At 61.7% G+C, this 19,852-nt stretch carries 19 protein-coding genes; 4 read left to right on the top strand and 15 right to left on the bottom strand.

Annotated elements, in window-relative coordinates; genetic code table 11:
• Positions 1–259: 259 nt before the first annotated feature.
• From V7773_RS08125 to ccoN (V7773_RS08170), 10 genes are all read right to left on the bottom strand, one after another.
• Positions 260–670, bottom strand: coding sequence for a type II toxin-antitoxin system VapC family toxin (locus tag V7773_RS08125; protein ID WP_336072957.1), 411 nt, complete (start codon positions 668–670; stop codon positions 260–262).
• Complete coding sequence (locus tag V7773_RS08130) at positions 670–924, bottom strand: type II toxin-antitoxin system Phd/YefM family antitoxin (protein ID WP_336072958.1); 255 nt, start codon at positions 922–924, stop codon at positions 670–672. Before V7773_RS08130 ends, V7773_RS08125 begins: the two co-directional genes overlap by 1 nt.
• A gap of 149 nt (positions 925–1,073) precedes the next feature.
• Positions 1,074–2,057 (bottom strand): cytochrome-c oxidase, cbb3-type subunit III, encoded by a 984-nt coding sequence (ccoP, locus tag V7773_RS08135; RefSeq protein WP_336072959.1) that lies wholly within the window; start codon positions 2,055–2,057, stop codon positions 1,074–1,076.
• A complete protein-coding gene (locus V7773_RS08140; RefSeq protein ID WP_003183474.1) occupies positions 2,054–2,239 on the bottom strand; it encodes a CcoQ/FixQ family Cbb3-type cytochrome c oxidase assembly chaperone in 186 nt (61 codons plus the stop codon). Before V7773_RS08140 ends, ccoP (V7773_RS08135) begins: the two co-directional genes overlap by 4 nt.
• A gap of 6 nt (positions 2,240–2,245) precedes the next feature.
• Complete coding sequence (ccoO, locus tag V7773_RS08145; RefSeq protein WP_018925301.1) at positions 2,246–2,854, bottom strand: cytochrome-c oxidase, cbb3-type subunit II; 609 nt, start codon at positions 2,852–2,854, stop codon at positions 2,246–2,248.
• Entirely contained in the window at positions 2,854–4,296 is a 1,443-nt protein-coding gene (gene ccoN / locus V7773_RS08150) for a cytochrome-c oxidase, cbb3-type subunit I (protein ID WP_063322203.1), read from the bottom strand. Before ccoN (V7773_RS08150) ends, ccoO (V7773_RS08145) begins: the two co-directional genes overlap by 1 nt.
• A gap of 498 nt (positions 4,297–4,794) precedes the next feature.
• Positions 4,795–5,751, bottom strand: a complete 957-nt coding sequence (gene ccoP, locus V7773_RS08155; RefSeq protein WP_336072961.1) for a cytochrome-c oxidase, cbb3-type subunit III — start codon at positions 5,749–5,751, stop codon at positions 4,795–4,797.
• Positions 5,748–5,951 carry a cbb3-type cytochrome oxidase subunit 3 gene (locus V7773_RS08160; protein ID WP_063322201.1) on the bottom strand — a complete coding sequence of 68 codons (204 nt, stop codon included), beginning with the start codon at positions 5,949–5,951 and terminating at the stop codon, positions 5,748–5,750. The genes ccoP (V7773_RS08155) and V7773_RS08160 overlap by 4 nt, the downstream gene beginning before the upstream one ends.
• A gap of 3 nt (positions 5,952–5,954) precedes the next feature.
• Positions 5,955–6,563: a cytochrome-c oxidase, cbb3-type subunit II gene (gene ccoO, locus V7773_RS08165; protein WP_063322200.1), complete on the bottom strand. Its 609-nt coding sequence runs from the start codon at positions 6,561–6,563 to the stop codon at positions 5,955–5,957.
• Positions 6,564–6,573: 10 nt separating this feature from the next.
• Positions 6,574–7,998: a cytochrome-c oxidase, cbb3-type subunit I gene (gene ccoN / locus V7773_RS08170; RefSeq protein WP_060738426.1), complete on the bottom strand. Its 1,425-nt coding sequence runs from the start codon at positions 7,996–7,998 to the stop codon at positions 6,574–6,576.
• Positions 7,999–8,094: 96 nt separating this feature from the next.
• Here ccoN (V7773_RS08170) and V7773_RS08175 point away from each other — a divergent pair, with 96 nt between their 5' ends.
• Positions 8,095–8,781 carry an alpha/beta family hydrolase gene (locus V7773_RS08175; protein ID WP_336072964.1) on the top strand — a complete coding sequence of 229 codons (687 nt, stop codon included), beginning with the start codon at positions 8,095–8,097 and terminating at the stop codon, positions 8,779–8,781.
• Between the two features lie 98 nt (positions 8,782–8,879).
• Here V7773_RS08175 and V7773_RS08180 read toward each other — a convergent pair whose 3' ends face one another.
• From V7773_RS08180 to acnA, 4 genes are all read right to left on the bottom strand, one after another.
• Positions 8,880–9,344: a hypothetical protein gene (locus tag V7773_RS08180; protein ID WP_336072965.1), complete on the bottom strand. Its 465-nt coding sequence runs from the start codon at positions 9,342–9,344 to the stop codon at positions 8,880–8,882.
• 207 nt (positions 9,345–9,551) lie between these two features.
• Positions 9,552–11,117 carry a methyl-accepting chemotaxis protein gene (locus V7773_RS08185; protein WP_092345893.1) on the bottom strand — a complete coding sequence of 522 codons (1,566 nt, stop codon included), beginning with the start codon at positions 11,115–11,117 and terminating at the stop codon, positions 9,552–9,554.
• An 86-nt stretch (positions 11,118–11,203) separates the two neighbouring features.
• Complete coding sequence (locus tag V7773_RS08190) at positions 11,204–11,992, bottom strand: CPBP family intramembrane glutamic endopeptidase (RefSeq protein ID WP_336072966.1); 789 nt, start codon at positions 11,990–11,992, stop codon at positions 11,204–11,206.
• Positions 11,993–12,398: 406 nt separating this feature from the next.
• Positions 12,399–15,140 carry an aconitate hydratase AcnA gene (gene acnA / locus V7773_RS08195; RefSeq protein ID WP_336072967.1) on the bottom strand — a complete coding sequence of 914 codons (2,742 nt, stop codon included), beginning with the start codon at positions 15,138–15,140 and terminating at the stop codon, positions 12,399–12,401.
• A 172-nt stretch (positions 15,141–15,312) separates the two neighbouring features.
• On the opposite strand from acnA, the gene rlmM reads away from it, so the two are divergent.
• Both rlmM and tusA read left to right on the top strand, forming a co-directional pair.
• Entirely contained in the window at positions 15,313–16,386 is a 1,074-nt protein-coding gene (gene rlmM, locus V7773_RS08200; protein ID WP_336072968.1) for a 23S rRNA (cytidine(2498)-2'-O)-methyltransferase RlmM, read from the top strand.
• A gap of 187 nt (positions 16,387–16,573) precedes the next feature.
• A complete protein-coding gene (gene tusA, locus V7773_RS08205) occupies positions 16,574–16,825 on the top strand; it encodes a sulfurtransferase TusA (RefSeq protein ID WP_063322194.1) in 252 nt (83 codons plus the stop codon).
• Here the strand turns inward: tusA and V7773_RS08210 are convergent.
• On the bottom strand, positions 16,822–18,222 hold the full coding sequence (locus V7773_RS08210; RefSeq protein ID WP_336072970.1) for an MATE family efflux transporter: 1,401 nt from the start codon (positions 18,220–18,222) through the stop codon (positions 16,822–16,824). The two genes, tusA and V7773_RS08210, sit on opposite strands and share 4 nt — an antisense overlap.
• A gap of 317 nt (positions 18,223–18,539) precedes the next feature.
• Between V7773_RS08210 and pdxB the strand changes: the two genes are divergently transcribed.
• A complete protein-coding gene (pdxB, locus tag V7773_RS08215) occupies positions 18,540–19,682 on the top strand; it encodes a 4-phosphoerythronate dehydrogenase PdxB (RefSeq protein WP_336072972.1) in 1,143 nt (380 codons plus the stop codon).
• Positions 19,683–19,852 lie beyond the last annotated feature (170 nt).

Here is a 19,852-nt window from a genome sequence, read left to right on the forward strand (position 1 = left end):
GCCCAGGCCGCCGGTGGCGACGGTGATGCCCGTGGCCGCGACCACGGCGGCGGTCGCCAGAGCGGTGATCGCGATGTTGGCCGCCACCTCCAGCACGCCGCCGAGGATGTCGGCCATCATCGAGGTGTGGTTGAGTGCATCGCCCAGGCGGGCCGCCCAGAGCGCGTCAGACATGGCGGGGGGGCATGCGGGTAGATGTGATGCCTTCCATTGCGCCTATCTCCTTGGCAAGGTATTGAGGGACTGTCGCAAGGACGGCTCAGCTAGACCACGGATTAAGCAACGCCACGCCGCTGCCTCGGAAATCAGTCACATTGCGGGTGACTATGGTCAGCCCATGAACCAGCGCGGTGGCGGCAATCAATGCATCGCATTCATTGCTGCGATCCGGAACGTGCAGGCGAGCGCAGCGCAGCGCAACGGCGCGGTCGACCGCCAGGATTCTTCCGGCGAAAGCGGGCATGACATGGTTGTCCAGCCATGCGCGCAGACGGCTGCCTTGCGCCGGGTCTTTGCGTTCGAAGCGCAACACGCCGGTTTCCAGTTCCAATACGGTAATTGCCGAGAGGTAAAGGCTGGGAGCGGGTACGCCGCGCGCCCAGGCCTGTACGTTCTTATCGGCCTGAGGCTTACGCAGTTCCGAGATCACGTTAGTGTCGAGCAGGTACATCAGGACAGGTCCACCGATCGAGGAGAGATGACGGCACGTTCGGTATCGAAATCAATATCCGGCGCGTCGGGCATGACCAGCAACTCGACAATGCTGGTGCCGATGCCGGTCAGTTTCTGGTACTCCTCAATGCTTAGCAGCACATGGGCCGGCTTGCCACGGTCGGTGATGATGACCGGCCCCTGGCGGGTGGCTTTTTTGGCACCACTTGTGTCGTGGTTGAATTCGCGGCTGGAAATAGTGGTGATGGACATGGCGGTGTCCTCAAGAGAACTGAATGTAGGCACGTTACTACTGGCGTTGATTGCAGGCAAGATGAAACCGGCTCGGCATGTTGCGGCGGCAAAAAAAAAGGCCCCGTCAACCTGGGTTGACGGGGCCTTTGGTTCATCAGGCGCAGGCTTTACTGGGCGTCAGCCGCAGGCGCTTTTTCGCCGTGAGACAGGCTGTAGACGTAGGCGGCCAGCAAGTGGACCTTGTCGTTGCCTTGCAAGTCGGCCTGGGCCGGCATCTGGCCCTGGCGACCGTAGCGGATGGTCTGCTGCAACTGAGCGAAGCTCGAACCGTAGATGAAACCGGCCGGGTGCGTCAGGTCAGGTGCGCCCATGGCTGGCGTGCCTTTGCCAGCAGGGCCGTGGCAGGCCACGCAGTTGGCGGCAAAGAGTTTCTGCCCATTGGTTGGATCGGCCTTGGCGCCTTCCGGCAGTTTGCGGCTGTGCAGGCTGGTCACCAGGTAAGCGGCCACGTCGGCCACGCCTTGCTCGCCGACCACGGCAGCCCAGCCCGGCATCACGGCGTGACGACCGCCCATGATGGTGGTCTTGATGGTTTCCGGCTCACCGCCCCAGCGCCAGTCGGCGTCGGTCAGGTTAGGGAAGCCATAGGCGCCCTTGGCGTCGGAACCGTGGCAGACCGAGCAGTTGGAGGCGAACAGGCGGCCACCCATCTTCAGGGCTTGCGGGTCCTTGGCGACTTCTTCGATCGGCATGGAGGCGAACTTGGCGAAGATCGGACCGAACTTGGCGTCCGAACGCGCCATTTCCTTTTCCCATTCGTGAACGCCTGTCCAGCCGGTCTGGCCGTTGGCGAAGGCGGTCTGCTTTTCGGTGTCCAGGTAGTTGTAGCCTGGCAGCAGGCCTTTCCAGTTGCCCAGGCCAGGGTAGAGCACCAGGTAGCCGAGGGCGAACACGATGGTGCCCACGAACAGCATGAACCACCATTTCGGCAGTGGGTTGTCGTACTCCTCGATCCCGTCGAACGAGTGGCCGACGGTCTCGTCCGTCTGCTCGGCGCGCTGGCCCTTGCGGGTCGACAGCAGCAGCCAGGTCAGGGAGAAGATCGTTCCCAGGCTGAGGACTGTGACGTACAGACTCCAGAATGTAGTCATTCTTTGTTACTCCTAGAAGCTTGCTCGACGTGCTTGATGGCTTCGGGATCATCCGCGAACGGCAGCAAGGTCGCGTCGTCAAACTCCGACTTGCGCTTGGGGCTGAACACCCACAGGGCCAGACCGATGAAGGCCACCATCACGACGACGGTGCCCAGGCCGCGAATCATCCCGATATCCATAAAGAATCACCGTTTGCTTTTGATGATGGTGCCCAGGCCTTGCAGATAGGCCACCAGCGCGTCCATTTCAGTCTTGCCCTTGACGGCATCCTTGGCACCGGCGATGTCTTCGTCGGTGTAAGGCACGCCCAGGGTGCGCAGGACTTCCATTTTCTTGGCGGTGTCTTTGCCGTCGAGCTTGTTTTCTACGAGGAACGGGTAGGCTGGCATTTTCGACTCAGGCACCACGTTGCGCGGGTTATACAAGTGCGCACGCTGCCAGTCGTCGGAGTAGCGGCCGCCAACGCGGGCCAGGTCCGGACCGGTACGCTTGGAACCCCACAGGAACGGATGGTCCCAGACGCTTTCACCGGCGACCGAATAGTGGCCATAGCGTTCGGTTTCGGCGCGGAACGGACGGATCATCTGCGAGTGGCAGCCGACACAACCGTTGGCGATATAGATGTCACGGCCTTCCAGTTCAAGGGCGGTACGTGGCTTCATGCCTTCGACCGGCTTGTTGGTCACGTCCTGGAAGAACAGCGGGACGATCTGGGTCAGGCCGCCGATGCTCACGGCAATGACCATGAAGAAGGCCAGCAGGCCGATATTCTTCTCTACTGCTTCGTGCTTCATCAGTGAGCTCCAACTACGGCGATCTTGGCGGCGGCTTCAGCTTCAGCCGGGTCAGAGGCACGAACGGTGCGGTACACGTTGTAGGCCATGAGCAGCATGCCGCTGGCGAAGAACGCGCCGCCCAGGGCACGCACGATGAAGCCAGGGTGGCTGGCCTGCAGCGCTTCGACGAACGAGTAGGTCAGGGTGCCGTCGTCGTTGATTGCACGCCACATCAGGCCTTGGGTGATGCCGTTGACCCACATCGAGGCGATGTAGAGCACGGTACCGATGGTCGCGAGCCAGAAGTGCGCGTTGATCAGGCCGGTGCTGTGCATCTGCGCACGACCGAACAATTTCGGGATCATGTGGTAGATGGCGCCGATGGAAATCATCGCCACCCAGCCGAGCGCACCAGCGTGCACGTGGCCGATGGTCCAGTCGGTGTAGTGGCTCAGGGAGTTGACGGTCTTGATGGCCATCATCGGGCCTTCGAAGGTCGACATGCCGTAGAACGCCAACGACACCACCAGGAAGCGCAGGATCGGGTCGGTGCGCAGCTTATGCCAGGCGCCCGACAGGGTCATCATGCCGTTGATCATGCCGCCCCAGCTTGGCGCCAGCAGGATGATCGACATTGCCATGCCCAGGGACTGCGCCCAATCCGGCAGTGCGGTGTAGTGCAGGTGGTGCGGACCGGCCCAGATGTACAGGGTGATCAGCGCCCAGAAGTGCACGATGGACAGGCGATAGGAATAGATCGGACGCTCGGCCTGTTTCGGCACGAAGTAGTACATCATCCCCAGGAAGCCGGTGGTCAGGAAGAAACCCACGGCGTTGTGGCCGTACCACCACTGGATCATCGCATCGGTCGCGCCCGAGTAGGCCGAGTACGACTTGAAGAAGCTGACCGGCAGGGAAGCGTGGTTGACGATGTGCAGCATGGCTGTCACGACGATGAAGGCACCGTAGAACCAGTTACCGACGTAGATGTGCTTGGTCTTGCGCTTGACGATGGTGCCGAAGAACACCAGACCGTAGGTCACCCAGACGATGGCCAGCAGGATAGCCAGGGGCCATTCCAGCTCAGCGTATTCCTTGGTGGTGGTGTAACCCAGTGGCAAGGTCACGATCGCACCGACGATGACCGCTTGCCAGCCCCAGAAGGTGAAGGCGGCGAGGCTGTCGGAGATCAGTCGCGTTTGGCAGGTTCGCTGCACGACGTAGTAAGAAGTGGCAAACAATGCACAACCACCGAAGGCGAAGATCACCAGGTTGGTGTGCAGCGGGCGCAGGCGTCCAAATGTCGTCCATGGCAGATCGAAGTTCAACTCCGGCCAGACCAGTTGCGAGGCGATGAAGACACCGAGCCCCATGCCAAGGATCCCCCAGACCACCGTCATGATGGCGAACTGGCGGACTACCTTATAGTTATAAGCAGTCGGACTGATTGCTGTGCTCATTCTAAGGTTCCACGGTTTGGGTGTTTTATTAGGATAAAAATCGGTCGCAAGTATGGAGAAAGCGGGGGGTCATTGCAACGCGCCATGACCTGGGTCAATGCTTTCCAAAGCTGATTCTGCGGCCTTTCCATGTTCCGTGTAGGGACAAAATTGGCCCTCGGCAAAATGTCGCAACGAAGGAAAGAGGCGAGGGGGTCGGGTCGGTTGTAACGGGGTGTGTTCAAACACAGCGTTCGGGGGATGCCAGGCAACTGTCGCAACAGCCGGTATTCACCTGCCTTTGCGGCCTTTTTGACGAACGATTGTCGAACGCATCGGGTCGGGTCGACCTGAAACCGGCAGTCGCCAGTGCACGCAAAGGCAAGCTTAGACCCGATTCCGGGGAACCGAAAGAAAGACTATGGGAGGGGTGCGACAAAAAGAAGCAGCTGCGAGCTGCGAGCTGCGAGCTTCAAGCTGCAAGCGAGTGCGCGTCGCTTGCAGCTTTTGCTTTTGCTTTTACTTGAGGCTTGCAGCTTGCGGCTTGCCGCTCAACTGCTCATCAGTCTTTGAAAGACTGTAAACGTAAGCCGCGAGCAGTTGCACCTTGTCATTGCCCAGCAACTCATTCTGCGCTGGCATATGACCCTGGCGCCCGTGACGGATGGTCTGCTGCAACTGGGCCAGGCTGGTGCCATAGATGAAACCGGCCGGTTGCGTCAGGTTCGGCGCGCCCATGGCTTCGGTCCCTTGGCCGTTGGCGCCGTGGCAGGCGACGCAGGTGGTGTTGAAGGCCTGCTGTCCGGCCTGCAGATCGGCACCGCTGTCTGCCGGCAACGGCAGGCCGGCCAGGTCGTGGCGTACATACGCGGCCACGTTCTTGACCCCGGCGTCCCCCAGTACTTCGCCCCAGGCGGGCATCGCCGCCATGCGACCGCCCATGATGGTGGTCTTGATGGTGTCGGCAGCACCGCCCCAACGCCAGTTGCTGTCGGCCAGGTTTGGGAAGCCAAAGGCACCCTTGGCGTCCGAGCCGTGGCAGACCGAGCAGTTGGAGGCGAACAGGCGGCCACCCATCTTCAAGGCCTGTGGGTCCTTGGCCACTTCCTCCACGGGCATGGCGGCGAATTTGGCGAAGATCGGTCCGAACTTGGCATCGGCCTTGGCCATCTCCTTTTCCCATTCATGGGCGCCGGTCCAGCCGTTCTCGTAGCCTGGCAGGATGCCTTTCCAGTTGCCCAGGCCGGGATAGAGGACCAGGTAGCCGACGGAAAACACCAGGGTGCCGGCGAACAACAGGAACCACCACTGCGGCAGCGGGTTGTCGTACTCCTCGATGCCGTCGAAGCTGTGGCCCATGGTCTGGTCGACGCTGCCCTTGGTTTCGCCCTTGCGCGTGCCGATCAGCAACCACGTCAGGCCGATGAGGCTGCCGATGGTCAGTACGCAGATCCACGTACTCCAGAAGGTGGTCATGGCCGGGTACTCCTTGTTGCAGGGTCTTGGGGGGGGACGATGTCGGCAGCTGGCTCGTCGGCGAACGGCAGCAGGCGCGCTTCGGCGAACTCTGGACGACGTTTGTTGCTGAATACCCACAGGGTCAGGCCGATGAAGGCGATGAACACCACGACCGTGCCCAGGCCGCGGATCATTCCAGTACTCATTTCAAGAACCATGGCTCACCTCTTGCTCTTGATGGCAGTGCCGAGCACTTGCAGGTAGGCCACCAGGGCGTCCATTTCGGTCTTGCCCTTGAGCGAGGCCACGCTGGCGGTGATGTCGTCATCGGTGTACGGCACACCCAGGGTACGCATGGCGCGCAGCTTGCCTTCGGTGTGGCTGCTGTCTACCGCTTGGGTCACCAGCCACGGGTAGGCCGGCATTTTCGACTCGGGCACGACGTTGCGCGGGTTGTACAAGTGGGCGCGGTGCCAATCATCGGAGTAGCGCGCGCCAACCCGGGCCAGGTCCGGCCCGGTACGCTTGGAGCCCCACAGGAATGGGTGGTCCCAGACGCTTTCACCGGCCACCGAGTAGTGGCCGTAGCGCTCGGTCTCGGCGCGGAACGGACGGATCATCTGCGAGTGGCAGCCGACGCAGCCTTCACGAATGTAGATGTCACGGCCTTCCAGTTGCAGGGCGGTGTAGGGCTTCATGCCGTCCACCGGTTTATTGGTCACGTCCTGGAAGAACAGCGGCACGATCTGGGTCAGGCCGCCAATGCTCACGGCCAGGACCATCAGCAGCATCAGCAGGCCGACGTTTTTTTCGATTGTTTCGTGTTTCATGGTGGACTCCTCAGGCCATCTGCGCGGCAGCGGCGGCTTCGGCAGGCTGGTAGGCCCGCACGGTGCGCCAGGTGTTGTAGGCCATCAGCAGCATGCCGAGGAGGAAGATCGACCCGCCCGCCAGCCGCACGACGAAGCCTGGGTGACTGGCCACCAGGGTTTCGACGAAGGAGTAGGTGAGCGTGCCGTCCTCGTTCACCGCACGCCACATCAGGCCCTGGGCGATGCCGTTGACCCACATCGAGGCGATGTAGAGCACGGTGCCGATGGTCGCGAGCCAGAAGTGCGCGTTGATCAGGCCGATGCTGTGCATCTGTGGCCGGCCGAAGACTTTCGGGATCATGTGGTACAGCGCGCCGATGGAAATCATTGCCACCCAGCCGAGTGCGCCGGCATGGACGTGGCCGATGGTCCAGTCGGTGTAGTGGGAGAGGGCGTTGACGGTCTTGATCGCCATCATCGGACCTTCGAAGGTCGACATGCCGTAGAACGCCAGGGACACCACCAGGAACCGCAGGATCGGGTCGCTGCGCAGCTTATGCCAGGCCCCCGACAGGGTCATCATGCCGTTGATCATGCCGCCCCAGCTTGGCGCCAGCAGAATCAGCGACATCACCATGCCCAGGGACTGTGCCCAGTCCGGCAGCGCGGTGTAGTGCAGGTGGTGAGGGCCGGCCCAGATGTACAGGGTGATCAGGGCCCAGAAGTGCACGATGGACAAGCGATAGGAATACACCGGGCGCTCGGCCTGCTTCGGCACGAAGTAGTACATCATCCCCAGGAAGCCTGCGGTGAGGAAGAAGCCCACGGCGTTGTGGCCGTACCACCATTGCACCATCGCGTCCGTGGCCCCGGCGTAGACCGAGTAGGACTTGGTGAGGCTCACCGGCAGTTCCAGGTTGTTGACGATGTGCAGGATCGCCACGGTCAGGATGAACCCGCCGAAGAACCAGTTACCAACGTAGATGTGCTTGGTGTTGCGCTTGGCCACGGTGCCGAAGAACACAATCGCGTAGGCAACCCAGACGATGGTGATCAGAATGTCGATCGGCCATTCCAGTTCGGCGTACTCCTTGGAACTGGTGTAGCCCAGTGGCAGGCTGATGGCCGCCAGCAGGATCACCAGTTGCCAGCCCCAGAAGCAGAACGCGGCGATTTTCGGCGCAAACAGCTGAGTCTGGCAGGTGCGCTGCACCGAATAGAACGAACTGGCGAACAACGCACAGCCACCGAAGGCGAAGATCACCGCGTTGGTGTGCAGCGGGCGCAGGCGGCCGAAGCTGGTCCAGGGCAAATCGAAGTTGAGCTGTGGCCAGACCAATTGGGCGGCGAGAAAAACCCCGAGCCCCATGCCGACGATGCCCCACACCACCGTCATAATGGCGAATTGGCGGACCACCTTGTAGTTGTAGGCGGTACTGATAGAAGTGTTCATGGTTCCCCATCCACGGTTCAGCCGAAGTGAGCGCCTGCGCAAGGCAGTGCGGCGTTCTTCGCCTGGAGTTATAGGCAGACTAAAAGCGAGATCAGCATGGACAAACAGCACAAGGCCAGTATTGACGGGGATCAATGGGTGCGGTGTGTGGCCGAACACGGTTGGCTATGGACGGCCGCGTGGCCGGGTGCCAGTGCCGAGGCGCCGACCCTGATCCTGGCCCACGGCGCCGGTGCACCGATGGACAGCGGATTCATGGAGGAAATGGCTGCGGGCCTTGCCGCGCATGGGGTCAACGTGCTGCGCTTCGAGTTCCCCTACATGGCCCAACGACGTTTGGATGGGGGCAAGCGCCCACCCAATCCGGCACCGAAGCTGCTGGAATGCTGGCGACAGGTGTACGCCACGGTGCGGCCTTATGTCGCTGGGCGGTTGGCCATTGGCGGCAAGTCCATGGGCGGGCGCATGGCGAGCCTGGTAGCCGATGAGTTGGACGTCGACGCGCTGGTGTGCCTGGGCTATCCCTTCTATGCGGTGGGCAAGCCGGAGAAACCGCGGGTCGAACACCTGGCGGCGTTGAAGACCCCCACCTTGATCGTACAGGGCGAGCGCGATGCGTTGGGTAACCGGGAGGCGGTGCAGGGGTATGAATTGTCACCGGGCATCGAGGTGATGTGGTTGGTGGCGGGGGATCATGACCTGAAGCCGCTGAAGGCTTCGGGGTTTAGTCATGAGCAGCATATGGAGGCGGCGGCGCTCGGGGTGACAAAATTCCTTGAGTAACCTTTTGCCTGACTGTCACCGTCCCATCGCGAACTGACCTGCTGCAGTTTTTACTTCCTGGAATTGCGCTTGCTCGCGATGGATCATTCAGACCGTAACTAATTTTTCATGTCATCCCGGATTAAGTCGAATGTCCCCGTCGGGTGCATGTCGTACCCATCGGTGTTGAAATGAGCGGTGAAATTGCCCTTCGCGGTTCCACCCACAGGATCGAGCCTGATAGTCAATTCTGCGCTGTCAGCGCGGACCGATTGATACCAGCCGGGCTGACCAGGAATCGAATGCATGTGACGGAAGGAGAAGCCGCCTTCTAATGTGTAACTCGCGTCCATCACTTCCTCGCTGACATAATCAACCCCAATTTGGAAATAGAAATAATCACCAGTACTTGGGTAGTCGGCAGTGCCGGTAAGGAACCAGGTGTGCTCTCTCGGGGGCGGAGAGAGACGCAGTAAGAAAGACGTAGATCTTGCATGAACGAGCGTAGGGCCGAGGTACCAAGAAAAGGATCCGTTGAGCCGCTGGTGCTCGTCTTTGGGAAAGTAGAAGTCATGAACTTTCATGTGAAAGAACCTCATTGCTAATCGTTTTTATGAAACGTTCTCCCTTGTTGCATTTGCACTTTAACGATGTGGCGATTGCGGTCTACTGTCAGAGTTGACAGGTCGCGACAAAACCTCATCGCGAGCAGGCACGCGTGAGCGGCCTTCCAGTCGACAAAAAAACCCGGAAGCCTAGGCTGTCCGGGTTTTTTGTGAGGCAGGCATCTGTCAGCGGTTAAACCGCTCCACCAACGAATACTGCGTATTGGCCGTGCGGGTCAGTTCTTCGCTGAGCAGCGCCGAGCTGTGAGCCTGGCCAGAGGTCTGGTCGGCCAGTTCCGAGATATTGCTGATGTTGCGGCTGATCTCCTCGGCCACTGAGCTTTGCTCCTCGGTGGCGGCGGCGATCTGGGTGGTCATGTCGGTGATGTGGGCCACCGCTTCGCTGATCCCCACCAGAGCCTCGTCCGCTTCCATGACTCGTGCCACGCCTTCTTCGGCCTGGCGATGGCCAGCGTCCATGGTCTGCACGGCGTTGGTGGCGGTCTGCTGGAGCTTGGCGATCAGGGCGTGGATCTGCCCGGTGGATTCGCTGGTGCGTTGTGCCAGTTGCCGCACTTCGTCAGCCACCACGGCAAAGCCACGGCCCATCTCCCCGGCACGGGCCGCTTCGATGGCGGCGTTGAGAGCCAGCAGGTTGGTCTGGTCGGCGATGCCTTTGATCACGTCCACCACGCCGCCGATCTCGTCGCTGTCCTTGGCCAGTTGGGTCACGGTCTGCCCGGTTTCGCCGACCACCACCGACAGGCGCTCGATGGCTTCGCGGGTTTCGCCGGCGATGTCGCGGCCGCGGCTGGTCAGGCGGTTGGCTTCCTGGGTGGCATCGGCGGTGCGCTGCACGTGGCTGGCGACTTCCTGGGTGGTTGCCGCCATCTGGTTGACGGCCGTGGCGACCTGTTCGGTTTCCACCCGCTGGCGCTCCAGGCCGCTGGAACTGTTATGAGCCAGGGTGTTGGATTGGCGAGCCTGGTCGTTAAGGTGTTCGGCGGTGTCCTGCAGGCGGGTCAGGCAGGTTTTCAGGCGTGCTTCCTGGCTGAGGATCGACATCTCCAGGCGTGCCTGGACGCCGCGGCTGTCGGTGTACATCCGGGCGATCAGCGGGTCGGACGTGGTTTGCTCGGCCAGGCGCAGCAGGCGCTTGATTCCGCGTTGCTGCCATTGCAGGCCCATCAGCCCCAAGGGCACCGACAGCACGGCCGCCAGGGCAAAACCCCAGGAGGAATCCAGGAACGCGCCGACGACGAAACTCAACTGGCTGACCAGGATAAACGGTAGCCAGTCCTGCAGTATGGGTACCCATTTGTCGCTGCCCGGAACCGCGGACTTGCCTTGGTTGATGCGTTGATAAAGCGCTTCGGCCCGAGCGATCTGTTCGGCGGAGGGCTTGACCCGCACCGATTCGTAGCCGACCACCTGATTGCCCTCGAACACGGGTGTGACATAGGCATTGACCCAGTAATGGTCGCCGTTCTTGCTGCGGTTCTTGACGATGCCCATCCATGGCAAGCCTTGTTTCAGCGTCCCCCACATGTGTGCAAACACTGCGGATGGAACGTCGGGATGGCGCACGAGATTGTGCGGTGAACGAATCAGTTCTTCCTTCGAATACCCGCTGATGTCAACGAACGCGTCGTTGCAGTAGGTGATCACGCCCTTGGCATCGGTGGTCGAAATCAATCGTTGCTGGGCCGGGAAGGTCCTTTCGCGTTGTGTGACGGGTTGGTTGTTACGCATGTGTGTTGATCCGCAAGGCTTTGAAAGGCTATGAAAGGTTGTCGGCGGTGTCAGGTTTTAATTGAAGTTATTTTTGCCTGTCGCTATCACGCCAGCATCGGGTAGGTAAATAGGGCGAAATGAAGCAGATTGAGGAGAAAATGCGTAGCAATCGCCGCGCCCAGGCCGCCAAAACGATACGCCAGGCCGTAGCCGACCCCCGCCAGGCCCGACAACAGCACCCATTGCCAACCTGCGCCAGCGTGTACCAGGCCGAACAGCAGCGAGGTCAGGAGCAGCGCCAGGTTGTCGCCGTAACCCAGGTGTTTGAAGCGTCGGCTCAAGCCTCCTTGAATGTAGCCACGAAATAGCGCTTCCTCCACAAGCGTCACCAATAAAAGATTATTGAGCACCCACAACCAGGCGTGCTCCGGCCATTTTGGTGCCCAGTGGATCATGCCCAGCAGCATCGCCCCGCCGAGGGCCAGCACCGCGCTCAGCGCCAGCCCCAGGGCCGTGGCATAGACCGACAGGCGAAATGACCGCCGGCCGACGATCCAGGGGCAGGCCAGCAGTAGCCAGAATCCGATCAGGGGCTTGTCCTGGTTCAGGTACATGGCAAATGGCGCGGCGTCGTCGGTCAAGCGTTGCGCCGGGATCGCCCGCCCGTTGAAGAAGCCGGGCATCCAGTGCAGGGCCAATGCCAGGGCCATGATCAGGAACAGGGCGTGCCCGAGAAACTGGCCTACCGGCGTTTGCTGTTGGCGAACCGCATACCCGGCAAACAGCAATAGCGCGACCGAGATGACAGCCGTCCAGGTCAAATGGCCGTAGACCAGTGCCAGACCGTAGCCTGTGGAGAGGAGGGCCAGGTGAAGCCAGGGTAAAGCGGGCATACAACATCCTTTTAGCGGAAGAGCTCGGGGCGAGAGCGGCCGTTGGGGCTTCGACGCCACCGTATCGCGCAAAGGGCACATTGGTGTCCATGCAGGTTCATGCGCAGGAGGGGCAAGCCGTTGGCGGACTCTGTTCCGTGAGTGCCGGCGGGATTATAGGCGGGCCGATACAAAAACAGCGCCTGTTAAATAGGGGCAGGTCAGTCAACACGATGCTGGCTGATCCATCGCTATCGCGAGCAAGCTCGCTCCCTCAGGGGGGCGGGGTCGAACGCTGAGTCTATGAACAGCCAGGATCTACTGTGGGAGCGAGCCTGCTCGCGATGACGACGGAGCATTCAGCACAGATGCCAGGCTGACCCACCGGCATCGCGCGCAAGCTCGGCTCCCACAGGAGGCGGTCTTTTCAAGCTGCAATCAATTGTCGCAACACATAATGAAGGATCCCGCCGGCCTTGAAATATTCCACTTCATTCAAGGTATCGATCCGGCACAACACTTCGATTCGCTCCCGGCTGCCGTCCTCGCGGGTAATGACCAAGGGTAGGTTCATGCGCGGCGTCAGTTCGACGTCATTGAGCCCGAGGATGTCCAGGGTTTCCTTGCCCGTGAGGTTCAGGCTCTTGCGGTTCTGGTCGAGCTTGAACTGCAATGGCAGCACGCCCATGCCCACGAGGTTGGAACGATGGATACGCTCGAAGCTTTCGGCGATCACCGCCTTGACCCCTAGCAGGTTCGTGCCCTTGGCTGCCCAGTCCCGGCTCGATCCGGTGCCATATTCCTGGCCGGCGATCACCACCAGCGGCGTTCCCGCAGCCTGATACAGCATGGCGGCGTCGTAGATCGGCATTTTTTCGCCACTGGGAATGTAGATCGTGTTGCCGCCTTCTTCGCCGTCGAGCATTTCGTTGCGAATGCGGATATTGGCGAAGGTGCCGCGCATCATCACCTGGTGGTTGCCACGCCTGGAACCGTAGGAGTTGAAGTCTCGCGGTTCCACGCCTTGTTCGCGCAGGTAGCGACCGGCCGGGCTGTCCGCCTTGATGTTGCCGGCCGGGGAGATGTGGTCGGTGGTGACCGAGTCTCCCAGCAGGGCCAGGATCTGGGCGCCTTCGACGTTCTTGACGGCCGGTGGCGGCCCGTCGATGGCGTCGAAGAACGGCGGATGCTGGATGTAGGTCGAGTCGTCCTGCCAGACGTAAGTCGCCGCCTGCGGCACTTCGATGGCTTGCCATTGCTCGTCACCGGCAAATACGGCGGCGTATTCCTTGTGGAACATGCTGGTGTTGACCTGGGCGACGGCGGTGGCCACTTCCTGGCTGCTGGGCCAGACATCCCGCAGGTACACCGGCTTGCCGTCCCGGTCGTTGCCCAGCGGCTCGCTGCTGATGTCGATGCGCACGGTGCCGGCCAGGGCATAGGCGACCACCAGCGGTGGCGAAGCCAGCCAGTTGGTCTTCACCAGTGGGTGCACCCGGCCTTCGAAGTTGCGGTTGCCCGACAACACCGAAGCCACCGTCAGGTCGGCTTTCTGGATGGCTTTTTCGATGGGCTCCGGCAACGGTCCGGAGTTGCCGATGCAGGTGGTGCAACCATAGCCCACCAAGTCGAAACCGAGTTTATCCAGGTATTCGGTCAGGCCGGCCGCCTTGTAGTAGTCGGTGACCACCTTGGAACCCGGGGCCAGGGAACTCTTGACCCAAGGCTTGCGGGTCAGGCCTTTCTCCACGGCTTTTTTCGCCAGCAACCCGGCGGCCATCATCACGCTGGGGTTGGAGGTGTTGGTGCACGAAGTAATGGCGGCAATCACCACCGCGCCGTTTTTCAGGCGATGGGTGTGGCCTTCGAATTCGTATTCGGCTTCGCCCACCTGGTCGGCATTGCCCACCGCGACGCCACCGCCCCCTTCACTTTCCAGGCGACCTTCTTCTTTACTGGTGGGTTTGACCTGCAACCCCAGGAAGTCGCTGAAAGCCTGGCCGACATTCGGCAGCGAAACCCGGTCCTGCGGGCGTTTCGGTCCGGCGAGACTGGCCTCGACGCTGCCCATGTCCAGCTCCAGGGTGTCGGTGAACACCGGTTCCTGGCCGGGCAAGCGCCACAGGCCCTGGGCCTTGCAATAGGCCTCCACCAATTTCACCGTCTCCGCTGGACGTCCCGACAGGCGCAAGTAGTCCAGGGTCACCTCATCCACCGGGAAGAAACCGCAGGTGGCGCCGTATTCCGGCGCCATGTTGGCGATGGTGGCGCGGTCGGCCAGGGGCAGGTCGGCCAGGCCGTCGCCATAGAACTCGACGAACTTGCCCACCACGCCTTTCTTGCGCAGCATCTGCGTGACGGTCAGCACCAGGTCGGTGGCGGTGATGCCTTCGCGTAGCTTGCCGATGAGTTTGAAGCCGATGACCTCGGGGATCAGCATCGACACCGGTTGGCCGAGCATGGCGGCTTCCGCCTCGATCCCGCCGACGCCCCAGCCCAGCACGCCAAGGCCATTAATCATGGTGGTGTGGGAGTCGGTGCCTACCAGGGTGTCCGGGAACGCGTAGGTGCGACCGTCTTCCTCTTTGGTCCACACGGTGCGGCCCAGGTATTCGAGGTTGACCTGATGGCAGATGCCAGTGCCCGGCGGCACCACGCTGAAGTTGTCGAAAGCGCTCTGGCCCCAACGCAGGAAGGCGTAGCGTTCGCCGTTGCGTTGCATTTCGATGTCGACGTTCTGCTCGAACGCCTGGCTGCTGGCAAACTTGTCCACCATCACCGAGTGGTCGATCACCAGGTCCACCGGCGACAGCGGGTTGATCCGCTGGGGATCACCACCGGCCTTCTCCACGGCGGCGCGCATGGCGGCCAGGTCGACCACGGCGGGGACGCCGGTGAAGTCCTGCATCAACACCCGTGCCGGGCGGTATTGGATCTCTCGGTCGGATCGGCGCTCTTTCAGCCAACCGGCCAAGGCCTTGAGGTCGGTGCCGGTGACGGTTTTTTCATCTTCCCAACGCAGCAGGTTTTCCAGCAGCACTTTCAGCGACATGGGCAGCTTGTCCAGGTCACCGAGGCTTCGGGCGGCCTCCGGCAGGCTGAAATAGTGGTAGGTCCTGGCGTCGACTTGCAGCGTTTTAAGGGTTTTCAGGCTATCGAGGGACGGCATTGCAATCACTCCTTTGAGTCCGCACGGCTACGGACTGACGGAACGGACAGAGCCTTTAACCTAGCCCTGTTTTGAGCGTATGACTAATCACTGGACTCTATGGGCAGGTTCGCGGTTCCGAACTCCGCTATCATGCGGCGGTTTTCGTGACAGGCTTTGCTACGGAGTTTCAATGAACACGCTTTTCATGCACTGCCGGCCGGGCTTCGAAGGCGAGGTCTGTTCCGAGATCGCCGAACACGCGGCCCGACTCAACGTTGCCGGCTACGCCAAGGCCAAACCGGCCAGTGCCTGCGCTGAATTTGTCTGCACTGAAGACGACGGTGCCGAGCGGCTGATGGGTGGTCTGCGTTTCGCCGAACTGATTTTTCCGCGCCAGTGGGCGCGGGGTACTTTCATCGATTTGCCGGAGACCGACCGCATCAGTGTCATCCTGGCCCACCTGGCTGCTTTCCCGATCTGCGGCAGCCTGTGGCTGGAAGTGGTGGATACCAACGACGGCAAGGAACTGTCGAACTTCTGCAAGAAATTCGAAGGCCCCTTGCGCAAGGCGCTGATTGGCTCCGGCAAGCTGGTGGACGATCCGCGCAAGCCGCGCCTGCTGCTGACATTCAAGAGTGGCCGCGAAGTGTTCCTGGGCTTGGCCGAATCCGATAACTCGGCCATGTGGCCCATGGGCATTCCCCGCCTGAAGTTTCCCCGGGAAGCGCCGAGCCGTTCCACCCTCAAGCTTGAAGAGGCTTGGCACCATTTCATTCCCCGGGACCAGTGGGACGAGCGCCTGCACAGTGACATGACCGGCGTGGACCTCGGCGCGGCACCGGGTGGCTGGACCTGGCAACTGGTCAACCGTGGGATGCTGGTGACGGCCATCGACAACGGACCGATGGCTGAAAGCCTGATGGACACCGGCCTGGTGCAGCATTTGATGGCAGACGGCTTCACGTTCAAACCCAAGCAGCCGGTGGACTGGATGGTCTGTGACATCGTCGAGAAGCCAGCGCGTAACGCGGCGATGCTGGAAGAATGGATCGGCGAGGGCCATTGTCGCGAGGCGGTGGTCAATCTCAAGCTGCCAATGAAGCAACGATACGCCGAGGTCAAGCGCCTGCTTGAACGCATCGCCGACGGTTTCAAGGCGCGGGGCATCAAGGTCGAGATCGGTTGCAAGCAGCTGTACCACGACCGTGAGGAAGTGACCTGCCATTTGCGGCGGTTGGATACGAAGAAACCGAAGTCCCGTTGATGCTGTCTTGAACAGCTTTTGTGGCGAGGGAGCTTGCTTCCGCGGGGTTGCGAAGCAACCCCGATCCAAAGAGCGACGACTGCTGCGCAGCCGAGCGGGAGCAAGCTCCCTCGCCACAGGGGTGGATGCAGGTCTGTTAAGGGCGCCGACATTGCGCGACAATGCCGGCCAGTTTCAGGAGTAGAACATGAGTGAAATGAACGACACGCCGGTCGACGGCACGCTGGATGCCACGGGCCTCAATTGCCCGGAACCGGTGATGATGCTGCACCAGCACATCCGCGACCTGGCCCCCGGTGGCCTGCTGAAAGTCATCGCCACCGACCCATCGACCCGTCGCGACATCCCCAAGTTTTGCGTGTTCCTGGACCACGAACTGGTGGCCCAGCATGAAGAGGCGGGTACCTACCTCTACTGGATCCGCAAGAAGCTTGCTTAACCCGTCGAGCGGCTGATGCGGATCTGCTTGCGCGCGCTGCGGGCCAGACGGATCGACAGCATCAGCGCCGCGCAGCTCAAGCCCACGATCAAACCCTGCCACAGCCCGCTCGGGCCGCTGGCTGCGCCGAGCCAGTCGGTCAGGCCCAGGGCGTAACCCACTGGCAGGCCGATACCCCAATAGGCGAACAGCGTCAGGATCATCGTCACCCGGGTGTCCTGATAGCCGCGCAACGCGCCCGCCGCCGTGACCTGGATCGCATCGGAAAACTGAAACAGCGCCGCGTAGACGATCAGCATCGACGCCACCTCGATCACCACCGGGTCGGCGGTATAGATCGCGGCGATGGGGCCGCGCAATGCGAACATCAGGCTCGCCGACAGGCAGGCGTAGGCCAGCGCCGTGCCCATGCCCACCCCCGCGGCGAAGCGCGCTTCACGGGGCTGAGCGCGCCCCAGGGCCTGGCCGACCCGTACCGTCACGGCCATGCCCAGGGAGTAGGGAATCATGAACACCAGGGAGCTGAAGTTCAGTGCGATCTGGTGCCCGGCCACCACCGTGGCGCCGAGGCTGCCGATCAGCAGGGCAATCACTGCGAAAATACTCGACTCGGCAAACACCGCGATGCCAATCGGCAGGCCGATGCCCAGCAGGCGCCTGATGACCGCCCACTGCGGCCAGTCGAAACGGCTGAACAACCGGCTCGATTGATAGGCCGGCGCCCAGCGGGCCCAACCGGCCATGCCCAAGGCCATGACCCACATCACGATGGCCGTGGCCCAGCCGCACCCGACGCCACCCATGGCCGGCACGCCCAGGTGGCCGTAGATGAAGATGTAATTGAGTGGAATGTTCAGCGCCAGCCCGCACAGCCCCAGCACCATCGCCGGGCGCGTGCGTCCCAGGCCGTCGCTGAAGCAGCGCAGTACGTGGTACAGCGCCACGGCTGGCAGGCCCGTGCCGATGCCGCGCAGGTATTCCATGCATGGGCCAATCAATTCGGGGTCGACATTCATGATGTGCAGGATCGGTTCGGCGCTGAACAGCGCCAGTGAGGCAATCAACCCCACCACCAATGCCAGCCACAGCGCCTGGCGCACCAGCGGGCCGATCTCGGCGAACGTACCGGCACCGAAGCGTTGGGCAACTTTCGGCGTGGTCGCCAGCAATGTGCCGGTCATCAACAGGAACACCGGCACCCAGATCGAATTGCCCAGGGCCACGGCCGCCAGGTCCCGCGGGCCAACCCGACCGGCCATCACCGCATCGACAAAGCCCATGGCGGTGGTTGCCAGTTGCGCCACCATGATCGGCAAGGCCAGGGCCAGCAAGGTCCTGAGTTCCAGGCGAACGCGGGCCGGGCGGGAGGGGGTGGTGGTATCGATTACAGGGTTCACAGGCGAAGCGTCCGAAAAGATTAAGCGCAAGGCGGCGAATTCTACGCCTTGACACAGTGGTCAGGAAAAAACCTGTGTTGTGGATTTGTAATTGCTCGCTCCCTTGTATCCAGCCTGTACTCTTTGGACCGGGAACAGGGTGACCCGTGGCGAGGGAGCTTGCTCCCGCTCGGCTGCGTAGCAGTCGTCGCTCTTTGGATTGGGGTTGCTGCGCAACCCAGCGGGAGCAAGCTCCCTCGCCACAACAGCATTCACTGAAGGAATGCACGGAGTTACTGGAACGCCTACACTGCCTACCCCGCCAAAGGAGCTTTGCCATGCTGATCGTCGCCGACGAAAACATCCCCCTGCTTGATGCATTTTTCCAAGGATTCGGCGAAATCCGCCGGGTACCTGGCCGGGGGATCGACCGGACGATGGTCGAGCAAGCCGACGTGCTGCTGGTTCGTTCGGTCAGCCAGATCAATCGGGCTCTGCTGGAAGGCAGCAAGGTGCGCTTCGTCGGCACCTGCACCATCGGCACCGACCACTTGGACCTGGATTATTTCGCCGAGGCCGGTATTCGCTGGGCCAGCGCGCCGGGCTGCAATGCCCGTGGCGTGGTGGACTATGTGCTGGGCAGCCTGATGACCCTGGCAGAAATCGAAGGTGCGCAACTTGAGCAACGAACCTTCGGTGTGGTCGGCGCAGGCCAGGTGGGCGGGCGGTTGATCGAGGTGCTCAAGGGGTTGGGCTGGGCCGTGAAGGTCTGCGATCCGCCGCGTCAGGCCGCCGAGGGGGGCGACTATATGAGCCTGGAGCAGATCATCGAGCAGTGCGATGTGATCAGCCTGCACACACCGTTGACCCGCGACGGTGAGCAACCGACCTGGCACCTGTTCGACGAGGCGCGTCTGAACCAGCTCAAGCCCGGGACCTGGCTGATCAACGCGGCCCGCGGCCCGGTGATCGACAACGCCGCGCTGCGCGAAGTGTTGCTGGAACGTGAGGATCTGCAAGCGGTGTTGGATGTCTGGGAGCAGGAACCCACCGTGGATGTGGACCTGGCCGATTTGTGCGTGATCGCGACCCCGCACATTGCCGGTTACAGCCTCGATGGCCGCCAGCGCGGCACGGCGCAGATCTACCAGGCCTTGTGCGCTTTCCTGGAGCGGCCGGTTGAAGTCAGCCTCGGCGACCTGTTGCCTCGGCCTTGGCTGGGTGGCATCACCCTGGATGCCGCAACCGACCCGGCCTGGGCCTTGGCGGTGTTATGCCGGAGCGTGTATGACCCCCGTGGCGACGACGCGAACTTTCGCCGCAGCTTGGTTGGAACGGTCAGCGAGCAACGCAGTGCATTCGATGCCCTGCGCAAGCACTACCCGCCGCGGCGGGAAATCGACAGCCTGAAGGTGCGTATCGAAGGGCAGTCGGCGGCCTTGCAACAGATCGTGACGGCGCTGGGTGCCACCGCCTTTTAAGGGGAAATGCTCTTGTGGCGAGGGAGCTTGCTCCCGCTGGGTTGCGAAGCAACCCCAATCCAAAGAGCGACGACTGCTGCGCAGCCGAGCGGGAGCAAGCTCCCTCGCCACAGGTTCCTGCAAAATCAACAGGCATAAAAAACCCGACATCAAGGTCGGGTCCAATTGAA

Source organism: Pseudomonas sp. 3JA, assembly GCF_036961705.1.
Taxonomy (GTDB): Bacteria; Pseudomonadota; Gammaproteobacteria; order Pseudomonadales; family Pseudomonadaceae; genus Aquipseudomonas; species Aquipseudomonas fluorescens_Q.